The sequence below is a fragment of the Gottfriedia solisilvae genome (assembly GCF_002128405.1).
Lineage (GTDB): Bacteria > Bacillota > Bacilli > Bacillales > Bacillaceae_G > Gottfriedia > Gottfriedia solisilvae.
In genome coordinates this window covers 155,553-168,194 of record NZ_NETJ01000001.1, presented here as the reverse complement: position 1 = coordinate 168,194, position 12,642 = coordinate 155,553, and the positions used below count along the sequence as shown (strand labels likewise).

13 protein-coding genes are annotated in these 12,642 nt (G+C 34.1%); 11 read left to right on the top strand and 2 right to left on the bottom strand.

The window, feature by feature from the left end; translation table 11 throughout:
* Positions 1-87: 87 nt before the first annotated feature.
* Positions 88-1,317 (top strand): MFS transporter, encoded by a 1,230-nt coding sequence (locus tag CAB05_RS00635; RefSeq protein ID WP_268876365.1) that lies wholly within the window; start codon positions 88-90, stop codon positions 1,315-1,317.
* An 85-nt stretch (positions 1,318-1,402) separates the two neighbouring features.
* Here the strand turns inward: CAB05_RS00635 and CAB05_RS00630 are convergent, their stop codons facing one another.
* Positions 1,403-2,014 (bottom strand): TetR/AcrR family transcriptional regulator, encoded by a 612-nt coding sequence (locus tag CAB05_RS00630; RefSeq protein WP_087997840.1) that lies wholly within the window; start codon positions 2,012-2,014, stop codon positions 1,403-1,405.
* Positions 2,015-2,218: 204 nt separating this feature from the next.
* Here CAB05_RS00630 and CAB05_RS00625 point away from each other — a divergent pair, with 204 nt between their 5' ends.
* The 5 genes from CAB05_RS00625 (at position 2,219) to CAB05_RS00605 (ending at position 5,984) form a co-directional block, all read left to right on the top strand.
* Positions 2,219-2,977: an SDR family oxidoreductase gene (locus CAB05_RS00625; RefSeq protein WP_087997838.1), complete on the top strand. Its 759-nt coding sequence runs from the start codon at positions 2,219-2,221 to the stop codon at positions 2,975-2,977.
* A gap of 143 nt (positions 2,978-3,120) precedes the next feature.
* A complete protein-coding gene (locus tag CAB05_RS00620) occupies positions 3,121-3,735 on the top strand; it encodes a serine/threonine-protein kinase (RefSeq protein ID WP_087997837.1) in 615 nt (204 codons plus the stop codon).
* A gap of 121 nt (positions 3,736-3,856) precedes the next feature.
* Positions 3,857-4,312, top strand: a complete 456-nt coding sequence (locus CAB05_RS00615; RefSeq protein ID WP_087997835.1) for a GNAT family N-acetyltransferase — start codon at positions 3,857-3,859, stop codon at positions 4,310-4,312.
* Positions 4,313-4,428: 116 nt separating this feature from the next.
* On the top strand, positions 4,429-4,785 hold the full coding sequence (locus tag CAB05_RS00610) for a DUF952 domain-containing protein (protein ID WP_087997834.1): 357 nt from the start codon (positions 4,429-4,431) through the stop codon (positions 4,783-4,785).
* A gap of 122 nt (positions 4,786-4,907) precedes the next feature.
* Positions 4,908-5,984 (top strand): NAD(P)H-dependent flavin oxidoreductase, encoded by a 1,077-nt coding sequence (locus CAB05_RS00605; RefSeq protein ID WP_087997832.1) that lies wholly within the window; start codon positions 4,908-4,910, stop codon positions 5,982-5,984.
* 56 nt (positions 5,985-6,040) lie between these two features.
* Here CAB05_RS00605 and putP read toward each other — a convergent pair whose 3' ends face one another.
* A complete protein-coding gene (gene putP, locus CAB05_RS00600) occupies positions 6,041-7,516 on the bottom strand; it encodes a sodium/proline symporter PutP (protein ID WP_087997830.1) in 1,476 nt (491 codons plus the stop codon).
* A 362-nt stretch (positions 7,517-7,878) separates the two neighbouring features.
* On the opposite strand from putP, the gene CAB05_RS00595 reads away from it, so the two are divergent.
* The 5 genes from CAB05_RS00595 (at position 7,879) to CAB05_RS00580 (ending at position 12,615) form a co-directional block, all read left to right on the top strand.
* Positions 7,879-9,198 (top strand): MFS transporter, encoded by a 1,320-nt coding sequence (locus CAB05_RS00595; RefSeq protein WP_087997828.1) that lies wholly within the window; start codon positions 7,879-7,881, stop codon positions 9,196-9,198.
* Positions 9,199-9,318: 120 nt separating this feature from the next.
* Entirely contained in the window at positions 9,319-9,522 is a 204-nt protein-coding gene (locus CAB05_RS21825; protein WP_142283031.1) for a hypothetical protein, read from the top strand.
* A 248-nt stretch (positions 9,523-9,770) separates the two neighbouring features.
* Positions 9,771-10,694 carry an alpha/beta hydrolase gene (locus tag CAB05_RS00590; protein WP_087997827.1) on the top strand — a complete coding sequence of 308 codons (924 nt, stop codon included), beginning with the start codon at positions 9,771-9,773 and terminating at the stop codon, positions 10,692-10,694.
* A 365-nt stretch (positions 10,695-11,059) separates the two neighbouring features.
* Complete coding sequence (locus CAB05_RS00585) at positions 11,060-12,082, top strand: NADH:flavin oxidoreductase/NADH oxidase (RefSeq protein WP_087997826.1); 1,023 nt, start codon at positions 11,060-11,062, stop codon at positions 12,080-12,082.
* 170 nt (positions 12,083-12,252) lie between these two features.
* On the top strand, positions 12,253-12,615 hold the full coding sequence (locus CAB05_RS00580; RefSeq protein ID WP_087997825.1) for a winged helix-turn-helix transcriptional regulator: 363 nt from the start codon (positions 12,253-12,255) through the stop codon (positions 12,613-12,615).
* Positions 12,616-12,642 lie beyond the last annotated feature (27 nt).

Genomic DNA, 12,642 nt, shown 5'->3' with positions numbered 1-12,642 from the left:
ATTTTCAACAAATTTGGTGAAATTTTAGTATAATATATCAGTGGTATATTTTAAAGATTACATAAAATTTGTTATAGAAAAAAGGGCGTGGGGTTTGTTTTGGGAGATTCAAGGAGAGCACTACTAAGACAGCCATCGTTCGTGAAGTTTTGGGGATCACGAATGCTGTCTTCATCATCTTTTCAAATGTTATCTGTTGCAATTGGATGGCAAATGTATTCTTTAACTCATGATGCATTTAGTCTTGGGTTAGTTGGACTGGCTCAATTCGTTCCAATGGTATTACTAACTTTAGTTGTCGGTCAAGTTGCAGACCGCTTTGATCGTAGAAGAATCGTTTATTTATGTCAAATCATAGAAGCCTGTGTTGCAGGACTTCTCCTATATGGTAATCTTTTTGGTTGGCTTGGCCGAGAACAAATTTTGCTAGCTGCAATGGTCCTAGGTGCATGCCGTGCATTTGAAGGTCCATCGTCTGCTGCACTTTTACCACAATTAGTACCAAAATCTATTTTGCAAAAAGCAATTGCACTTAGTACATCAGCTGGACAAACAGCTCAAATATTAGGACCATCAATTGGTGGATTACTATATGCATTAGGTCCTACATATGTTTACAGTACTGCAACAGCATCTTTACTTGTTGCCACTATACTTACTTGGTCAATTCAGTCTAAGAAAATTGAGAGAACTTCTGAACCTGTAACACTAAGTTCTATTTTTTCAGGTCTGGTTTTTGTACGCCAACATCCAATCATATTAGGTACAATTTCGCTTGATTTATTCGCAGTACTTCTTGGAGGAGCAACTGCACTTTTACCAATCTTTGCACAAGATATCCTTAAAACTGGACCTTTCGGATTGGGACTAATGAGAACAGCACCTGCAGTTGGCGCATTACTTATGTCGATTGTATTAGCTAATTTCCCATTAAAAAAAGCAATAGGACCAAAGCTTTTTGCCGCTTTAGGAGTCTTTGGATTGGTTACCATGTTATTTGCACTTTCAACAAATCTTTATTTATCATTATTTGCATTATTGGTAATTGGGGCATCGGACGTAGTCAGTGTGGTCATTCGATCTTCACTTGTTCAGCTGCAAACGCCTGATGAAATGAGGGGAAGAGTAAACGCGGTGAATTCTCTCTTTATTGGAACATCCAATCAACTTGGTGAATTTGAATCAGGAACTTTAGCAGGCTTAATGGGGGCAGTACCAGCTGCTTTAATAGGGGGCATCGGTACAGTAATCGTAGCCGGACTTTGGATGTTTTTATTTCCTTCACTTAGAAAAATCAGATCTCTTTCAGAAAGTTAAATTCAACAAAAGGACTGTTTGGACTGCACCCCAACTGTTAGATACAACTAACAATTGGAGGCGTATTCCATTTAACGGTTCTTTTTCAATTACCTACAATATTCGGTTTAACGATCGTATTCGTTTTACTATTCATGATGATCTCTAACAATTGCTCAGCCATATAACTAGAGCTGTATTTAAATCCTTCATTAACTAATTCTATGATCATTCCTAAAATTGCATAAGCTTGATAGCTTGCGTGTAATTCACGATTAATTTTTTGATTAGACATTTGATCACTTAGCTCTTGTAGTGCTAATGTTTTTAATACATTACAAAATCTATTTTGAAATCCTAATAATGCATTAGATTGTACGATAAGGGTATAGAAATTAGCGTATTTCCATACATGGTCAAAAACTTTGATTGCTGATGGAGTGAGTTTACTTACATCAAATGATTCACTTCCCTTATAAGGTTCTCGGTAAGATGCAATTAAATCCGTAATGACATCATCAATAATTTCTTCTAAAATATCTTCTTTATATTGGTAATGCTTATAAAAAGTACCTCGATTTAAATCTGCAAGTTGAACGATATCCGTGATTGAGATTTTTTTGAAATCTTTCTTCTTCATTAAATCCAATAAAGCATCCTTTAAAGCATGTTTAGATTTAGAAATTCTTCTATCTATATTGTTATTTTTATTAGTCATTTGTGTTCTCCTATGTTTACTAAATAAAATTAATCATCGGATTAGATGTTAATTGTTCATTAACGAACAAATCACTCTGTATTTGCCGATTGTTTAGTCTACTAATTATTAATTATAATATACACATAGGACGTTAATAAACAAATGTTCATTAACTTTTCTAGTATGCGCATACAAATTAATTTACAATTGGAGGAAATGATGATGAGACTTCAAGATAAAGTAGCAATCGTAACAGGAGCTGCTTCAGGTATGGGGAAAGCAATCGCTAACTTATATGCAAAAGAAGGAGCTAAAGTAGTTGTTTCAGATATTAATTTGGATGCGGCGAATAAAACTGTTGAAGACATTACATCCAATGGGGGAACTGCGATAGCGATTATGGCAAATGTCGCAAAAGAAGAAGACATACAAAATTTAATTGATACGACTGTCAATACTTATGGAACACTTGATATTTTAGTTAATAATGCAGGAATTATGGACAATTTTGAACCTGCTGCTGATATAGAAGATGATAATTGGGAAAGAGTATTTGCAATCAATACTACGAGTGTAATGCGTGCAACACGCAAGGCATTACCAATATTTTTAGAAAAACAAAAGGGTGTCATAATAAATATTGCGTCCGCTGGTGGTTTAAATGGAGCTCGTGCTGGTGCATCATATACAGCTTCTAAACACGCCGTTGTTGGTTTTACAAAAAATACTGGCTTTATGTATGCACCAAATGGTATTCGTTGTAATGCAATCGCACCAGGTGGAGTTGAAACAAATATCGGTGCATCTATGACCAATATTAATCATTTTGGAATAGGGCGCACACAAGCGGGTCTAGCAGTAAATCCAAGAATGGGTAAATCAGAGGAAATCGCAAATGTTGCATTATTCCTTGCTTCTGATGAATCAAGTTTTGTAAATGGAACAGTTATTACAGCAGATGCAGGTTGGACTGCTTATTAAGAGATTTAATATAAATTTTAAAAAGATTGAGTCGTTACAACTCAATCTTTTTTTATTTCAATTTATTAAACGTTCATAGCTCAAATTTTAAAAAGTAACATATATATTGTAAAATATAGGTATGATGAGAGGAGATGAATTGATTGAAAGAATCTTTATTGCAAGAAATACATGAGTTTTCATTATGGGGAGAGCATGCAGATCATTTTGAGTATTTAGCAAGTGGTAAAGATGGTAATGTTTATACTCGTGACGACTTTGTGATCAAAGTGTTTAAAGAAGATGGCAAAAGTAGTGATGATGGAATGAAGCTACATCGCCTTGAAAACAGTATTTATTATCCACAAGTTGAAGCATATACAAATGACTTTATGGTAAGTGAACGAATTTACGGTGATACTTTTTATCAACTGGTAGGACATGATGATGAGCTACGAATTCGATATGAAAATGAAATACAAGAAGCAATGATTGATGCACATCTGGTTGGACTTGATGCATTCGATTTACATAATCACAATATCATGTTAACGAATAATGGCGAAATTCGGATCGTGGATGTAGGAAGATTTGGTACTGAAACGACTACGCTTCAATTCGGTATCTTCCGAAAATTATTTGGAAGCAGTTCAAATCGTCATCATCGCAAACATCGACGTCATCGTCATCATTCATCGACTTCAAACCATCATCATCGCCATCATAATAGACACTCACATTCACATTCATATTCTCGACGATCATATTCATCGTCTTAATCATGCTTATAAGCGATTTTTCAATATTAAATTGAAAATCGCTTTTTTATTAACTTTCAAAAAATTTGAAATTAAGTATAATAATTCATATATTATGAAAGTATTGCGGGGGGAAAATATAATGCAAATCAAGAGAGATGACTTAACTGGTAAAGAAGTTATTCAATTAATTGGTGAACATCTTCAAGGAATGGCCCAAAATTCACCACCTGAAAGTATTCATGCATTAAACATTGAGGGATTAAAAAAACCTGAAATTACTTTTTGGAGTGCATGGGAAAAAGGGCAATTACTAGGGTGTGGAGCACTGAAAGAACTAGATCAATCTCATGGAGAAATCAAGTCTATGCGTACATCATCATTACACTTACGCAAAGGTGTTGCAAAGAGTGTACTTGAATTTATCATTAACGAAGCAAAGAACAGAGGGTATAAGCGTGTTAGTTTAGAAACTGGTTCAATGGATGCATTTGCACCTGCAAGAAAACTTTATTCAAACTTCGGATTTCAATATTGTGGGCCATTTGCTGATTATATCGATGATCCAAATAGTGTATTTATGACCTTGAAATTATGAATTCATAAATATTATCAAAAAAACCAACTAATGAATGTTGGTTTTTTGATTTCAAAATAATGTAATTCGTGTTACTGTTTATAGATATCATTAACATATTGATAGGAGACTACTGAATGATTTTACATATTATTGAAAATGAAGAATGGTTCAAAGCTAAAGAATTAGGTATTTATATGCCACCGAGTTTAAAAGTTGAGGGATTTATTCACTGTTCTACATTTGAACAATCAATTGAAGTTGCTAATCTTTTCTTTGAGGGGTTTAAAAATTTACTTATACTTTGTATCGACCCAGCTAAGTTAGAATCGAAATACGTTTATGAAGATTTAATTCAATCTGGTAAGCTATATCCTCATATCTATGGACCATTAAACTTGGATGCTGTCATTAAAGTTGTTGAATTCCCAGTAAGTAGTAATGGGAAATTTACTGATTTACCAGAAGACATTCAATTACTATTAAATAAATGATGAATCACATAAGTCCGTAATGACCTTCTTGATGAGAAGGTCTTTTTAGTAGAAGTTAGGATTTAGATTCCTTTAGAATATGTATATGAATCACTAAGTACTTACTAATAGGAGGTTTCACTGTGAATATCCATCTTAATACGAAACTTTGTCAGTTATTCAACATTCGTTATCCTATTTTCTTAGCAGGAATGGCAGGTGGACCTGGCACTGTAAAATTAGCTGCAGCAGTTTCTAATGCAGGTGGTCTTGGAACTATTGGAGCTGCTTACATGGAACCGAATGATATAAGAGCTGCAATTTATGAGATCCGCAAATTAACAAAACATCCTTTTGCTGTTAATTTATTTGCCACCAGTAATTCTGATTATGCTGCTGAAATGAATGAAGTACAAAGTGAACTAAATAAATTCAGAAAAGTACTGGGCATTCCATTAGCAAAAGAGGAGGGTATAACATCAACTTCTCATTTTGATGAGCAGTTTGCCATATTAGTAGATGAAAAAGTACCTGTTATTAGTACTGCTTTTGGATTACTTTCAAAAAACATGATCGAACAAGCAAAATCATTAGGGATTCAAATAGTATCAATGGTAACATCTGTTCAAGAAGCACTTCTTGCAGAACAAGCAGGTTGCGATGCAATAGTGGCGCAGGGGACAGAGGCAGGCGGACATAGAGGAACCTTTAACGTTAATGACAAACCAATGGGAAACAATATCGGTACAATTGCATTAGTTCCGCAAATCGTTGACCAAGTAAACATTCCTGTTATTGCTTCAGGTGGAGTTATGGATGGACGTGGTTTAGTTGCTGCACTTGTTCTTGGGGCACAAGGTGTTCAATTGGGCACTCGTTTTTTAACCTCAAACGAATCTGGTGCGCATAGTTCCTATCAAGAAAAACTTTTGCAAAGTACAGAAGAAAGTACTGTTATCACAAATTCATTTTCAGGTCGTCCAGCTAGGGGAATTAAAAATGAATTTATAGCGCACTGGGAAAATATAGATATCAAACCACAACCGTTTCCGATCCAAAATACAATGACAAGAGATATAAGAAATGCAGCTGCTTTGCAAAATAATACAGATTATATGTCTTTATGGGCAGGACAAGGATTAAGAATGCTTACTAGTGGACAGAGTGCTGAGGAAATAATAGAAGAAATTCTTGAAGAGGCAAGAGCCATACTTTCTTAATACTTTTATAAAAAAAACGGAGTGTGACAATCTCACACTCCGTTTTTTATTTATTTTTACGCAAGACGTTTTTCCATTTCATCAAACTGTTCTTCAATTTTTCTACTATGGTTTGAAGTAAGGAGACTAACGATAATAACAGCAATTAAGCTAAAGAAGAAGCCAGGTACCATTTCGTATAAATTGATTGCTTCTTTAATCGCATCTACACTAATCCAAATCATAACTGTTAAAGCACCAACAATCATACCTGCAAGTGCGCCCCAACGAGTCATTCGTTTCCAGAATAAGCTTAATAGAATCGCAGGTCCAAATGCTGCTCCAAAGCCTGCCCATGCATTTCCAACAAGATTTAGAATTGTGTCATTTGGAGTTAATGATAATAGAAGTGATACGATTGCAACGATTAATACTGCAAATCTACCAATACGAACAAGGTCTTTATCACTAGCATTCTTTTTACCAAAAATACGATATAGATCTTCAGTTAATGCACTTGCTGTTACTAAAAGCTGTGAAGAAATCGTACTCATAATCGCAGCAAGAATTGCAGATAACAAGAATCCGGTAATTAATGGATGGAATAACACTTCAGAGAAATAAATAAAAATTGTTTCAGGATCTTCTAAAGTTAAATTGTTAACTGAAATATAAGCAATTCCTATTAATCCTGTAAAAATTGCACCAACGATCGTAAAAATCATCCAACTCATTCCAATTCGACGAGCAGGTTTTAATTCTTTTACAGTCGAAATTGCCATAAATCGAACAATAATATGAGGTTGCCCAAAATAACCTAAGCCCCATGCAAGCAATGAAACGATTCCAATAAAAGAAGTACCAGTAAAAATATTTAATAGTTTCGGGTCGATACTTTTAATTTCATCGAATACAGGCTTAACACCACCAACATCTATAAAGGCAACTAGTGGTACTAATATAAGCGCAATAAACATAATCAGACCTTGAACAAAGTCAGTTAAACTTACTGCTAAAAACCCACCAAATAGTGTATAAGCAATAACAACGCCAGCAGTAACAAATAGTCCAACTTTATAATCAATTCCAAAAGCAGATTCGAATAATGTTCCCCCAGATACAAAACCTGCTGAGCAATACAATGTAAAGAAAATGATAATAACAATTGCTGAAACAATTCTTAAGATTCTACTAGTATCTTGGAATCTTTTTTCAAAATAATTTGGAATCGTGATTGAGTTATCCGCTACCTCAGTAAAAACTCTTAAACGAGGTGCTAACAGTAAATAGTTTAAATAAGCTCCGATTGTAAGACCAATCGCGATCCAAGCAGAAGAAATCCCAGTTGCATACATCGCTCCTGGTAACCCCATTAACATCCAACCGCTCATATCTGCTGCACCTGCTGAGAGTGCAGTTACAGCTGGTCCAAGTCCGCGGTCACCAAGCATGTACTCTGATAAACTATCAGTGGACTTTTTGTAAGCGTAAACTCCAATTGCTAGCATAAAAATAAAATAAATAGAGATTGATATAATTACTTGAATGTCCATGATATACCTCCGTTTTTCTATGAAGTTTTATAAGTATCATCGAAAAATAATTTCTTTCAAAAAATAAACATTTTTGACCGAAAGAAACATTCTTTCTTTGATATCAAACTATCTTATTATAATATGCTGAAAATTTCAATTACTTTTTTAAAAAAGAAAAATCTATTTTGAAGCAAGAATGAAGGATAGAAGGAACGATAAAAGCTATCATACCATGCAAAAATTCTATTAAAGTATGATGAAAAAAAAGCTTTTTTTTCATTCCAAAACTTTCGACTGTCTTTTATTAATTCTTAAAATATGTTACAAATCAATATGATAATAGTAATTTTGAGTAACCAATTCTTGAAGAAGGTGAATAAATGGCAAGTAAAGCAATTGATGTAATGAACGAAGAAGTAGATTCAGCAGAAAATCAAAAAAAAATCTATAAAAGAACACTAATTATCGTATGTATCTCACAAATATTTGGCGGTGCTGGTCTTGCTGCTGGTGTTACAGTTGGTGCACTTCTTGCACAGCAAATGCTCGGATCTGATTCAGTTACAGGTTTACCAGCTGCATTATTTACTTTAGGTTCAGCAATCGCAGCATTATTAGTAGGCAGGCTTTCCCAGCGTTTTGGTCGTCGTATAGGTCTTACTGCAGGTTTTATCACTGGTGGTTTTGGGGCAATCGGAGTTGTGATCGCAGCAATTACAAATAATATTTTTATATTATTACCTTCATTACTAGTTTACGGAGCAGGAACTGCAACCAACTTGCAAGCTCGATATGCTGGTACTGACTTAGCTGATAAGAACCAGAGAGCGACTGCAATCAGTATTGCAATGGTTTCAACAACATTTGGTGCGGTAGCAGGACCAAGTTTAGTCGGTGTTATGGGCAATTTTGCAAATTCAATAGGAGTGCCTGCACTTGCCGGACCTTTCATTCTCTCGTCAATCGCATTTATATTAGCTGGTTTAGTTGTTTACATCATGCTCCGACCTGATCCGCTCATTTTTGCAAGATTCATAGAATCTAATAAGCGGGAAAATGAAGTTATAGAAGACAACAAGTCGCACGCATTAGAATCAAATAATAAACGAGGAATAGTTGTTGGTGCTTCTATTATGGTATTAACTCAGATTGTGATGGTTGCAATCATGACTATGACCCCAGTACATATGAAGCATCATGGACATAATTTAAGTGATGTTGGTGTAGTCATTGGTTTCCACATTGGTTCGATGTATCTTCCATCACTTGTAACTGGGATTCTTGTAGATAAGATTGGAAGAATTGCCATGTCAATCGCCGCTGGAATTACCTTACTATTTGCAGGTTTATTAGCCGCAATGGCACCAAGTGATTCTATGGTATTCTTAATTATTGCACTATCTTTATTAGGTTTAGGATGGAACTTTGGATTAATTAGCGGTACTGCACAGATCATTGATTCAACAAACTCTTCAACTCGTGCAAAAACGCAAGGGTTGATTGATGTTTTTATTGCATTAGCAGGAGCTACGGGAGGGGCAATGTCAGGCATGGTTGTCGCAAATTCAAGTTATGCAACACTTGCTTTAGCCGGTGGTACGCTATCACTTTTATTAATTCCTGTTGTCATTTGGTCTCGTTATGGAAAGAAAGAAAAAGATGTTAGCAATTTATATAATGATAAACAAGTGGAATCTTAAAATAAATTCCCAAAAACAAGATATAACCAAAAAAGTGAGCAGTTTTTTATGCTTACTTTTTATTTTTCAAAATCATTTGTGAAAAACTTCACAAAATGTTCACGAAGTAGAGAGTGTTTTATGAATTTAATATGTTACATTGTTCTTGTAAGAACGAAGCTCATCAAAGTAAAAGGTGGTAATTATATGTTCTTAATTATTGGATTCTGCACAATGCTATTATTATATTTAATTGCAATCATTACACTTTTAGTAGTGACATTTAAGCAAGGTCCTCAGGATATCAATCTTAAACATGTTAAGGGAATTGCTCAAGCTTCATAATTGATAAATTTATTAAAACCCAATTACTTATGTAGTTGGGTTTTATTATTTGTATTAAATAAAATAATAATTAAAAAATTTAAAAAGAATTTTATATAAAAATATTGGGCTTTTATAAAAATTCACTTGAACATAAGTCAGAAATCCTTCATAAATAGAATATGAACAGAGAAAATAATCTTGAATCATCTGAAATAATTTTTTGAAAATAGATCATGTTGATTTAGATTGAAAGGAGTGTGTACCAGATGAAAAGACATAATATCAAAAAAACTGTAATCTGGGCATTAATGTTTACACCTTTTGTCATCTTCATCTTACCAATATTAGTTGGCTTGATCTTAACACATCCCAAAAGAAGGAAAACTGAGGAAACACCTGCTGATTATGGATTAGCCTACGATGAGGTTGAATTTAAAAGTGATTTTCAAGCGGTTACACTAAGAGGATGGTGGATTCCTTCTAAAATACCTACTACAAATACGGTCATAACTGCACATGGTTATACTGATGAGCGGAGTCAAAAAACGATTCAATCGTTACGTCTTATTCAAAAACTACATGACACTAACGTTAATGTACTTATGTTTGATTTTCGAAATAGTGGAAAATCAGGTGGCCGTAGTACAGGAATAGGTTATTACGAGCAACATGACTTATCAGCTGCAGTTGATTTTGTACTAAAATCAAAAGGGCAATCATCAGTTATTTTGTTAGGTTGGAGTATGGGTGCTGCTACAAGTTTACTCGTTGGAAGTCGACATCCTTTTGTTAAAGGTGTTATAGCTGACAGTCCGTTTCATGATTTACAAACTTATTTGGAAGAGAATTTAAATGTTTGGTCAAAACTTCCGAAAAAGCCATTTACACCAATTATCATACAATCGATGAAACACTTATTACGTATAGACCCGAAAACAGTTTCTCCGATCCTAGAAGTCCAAAAAGGTCACAACACAAGCTACTTGCTTATACACGGTAAAAATGACGAACGCGTACCATTTACTAGTAGCCAATTAATTTTAGCGCAAATTCCAAAAGAAAGTGACAAAACAATTTGGTTGACAGACTATGGTCATATAACTTCATATCAAGAAGAACCAATAGAATACGAACAAAAAATTTTAGAATTTATTAAAAATACATTTACAAGTGATGAGGAAGAACATTAAAAATTAAGTTAAAAGTAATATAGATATAGTTAATTAAGTGAAGTCTTGTATAAAATACAAGGCTTTTTCTATGATTTTTTTTAGAATTTTTTAGTACTTAGTCTTAGTTAACATTCTAATAACTACTTTTTTGTCCAACATATTCTAAATCTGTACGGTAAATTAATTTACTGTATTTTTTTTTTGCAGTTTTAGGAAATACTTTTATTTGTTGATTTAACAGCTTTTTTCCATTGTTTTGATACGAAGAAATGAGAGTATTTTCCAGTCGTAAATTTTCTTTATAAGCAAAAAACTTTTATTCAGTTTAGGAATGAAGTAAATTTACATTAAAATAATGGGAAACCAAAAGGAAGGTAATGAGAATGAATCATTTATTTACACCATTTAAAATAAAAGGGTTAGAATTAAAAAATAGAGTAGTTATGCCTCCAATGTGTCAATATTCAGTTACAAACAAAGATGGGATTGCAACTGATTGGCATTACACTCATTATGTAAGTAGAGCAATAGGCGGAGCTGGGTTAATCATTATTGAAATGACTGATGTAGAACCAGATGGTCGAATTTCAGATTTTGATTTAGGATTATGGTCAGATGATCAAATTCCAGCTTTAAAACGAATTGTTGAAGCATGCAAGCAACACGGAGCAAAAGTCGGTATTCAAATTGCTCATGCAGGACGTAAAGCTGTAGATGCACAAGTTCCTGTATCTTCATCTGCAATTCCTTTCGATGAAAAATCAAAAACTCCAAGAGAACTGACAACACAAGAAGTGAAGGATATGGTTGAAAAGTTCCGTTTAGCTGTAGAACGTGCAGTCAAAATCGGGGTAGACACGATTGAATTACATGGTGCACATGGTTACTTAATCCATCAATTTCAATCTCCATTAACAAATCGTAGATCAGATGAGTACGGAAAGGATTTAACTCTTTTCGGTAAAGAAGTCATTCAGGCTGCAAAAAGTGTGATGCCAGAAGAAATGCCTTTAATTATGCGTATTTCTGCCATTGAATATGTTGAAGGTGGATATGGAATTGATCATAGTATTGATTTTTCTAAAGAATATCAAAATGCAGGAGTAGATATTTTCCATGTAAGCTCTGGTGGTGAAGGGCAAATTGCAGCTCACGGCAGACCTGGCACACATGTAGCATATCAAGTACCTCTTGCAAGAGAAATTAAACAAGCTCTTAATGTGCCTGTCATTGCAGTTGGAAGATTAGACGAGCCAAGCCTTGCGAATGCTGTAGTTGGTAATGATGACGCTGACTTAGTTGCAGTAGGTAGAGGGATGTTGAGAAATCCTTATTGGACATTAGAAGCTGCTTCTAAGTTAAATAAGGAGACAATTATTCCAAGACAATACACTACAGGATTTTAAAATAATTAGTAATCAAAGTTATATGCCAAATTAAGCTATTTTCCTACGAATGATTAATTCATGAAAGGAAAATAATAAACTTGGATACATATATAAAAATAGAAGTATGATAATCCTCGCTATTTAGTGAGGATTATTTATTAGAACTTCTATATTGTTTTTAAGGAGATCTGTTAATGAAGAAATATAACATACCGGTTGAAGCAGCATTAGAGGTAATTGGCGGGAAATGGAAAGTCGTGATATTGTGCCATCTAAAGCTAGGGACACGGAGAACAAGTGAATTAAAACGAGCAATGCCTGGTATAACTCAAAAAATGCTCACACAACAACTTAGAGAACTTGAAGAAGACGGAATCATAAATCGTACTGTATATAATCAAATACCGCCTAAAGTTGAATATTCTTTATCAGACTATGGAGTCAGCTTGAATGAAATCTTACATTCATTATGTGTATGGGGAGAAAGTCATATCATAAAAAAATACGGAAATAAAGATGATGTATTAGAAGTAAGTATTCTTAATGAATAGTACAGAAGGTAGGGATTCCCTACCTTT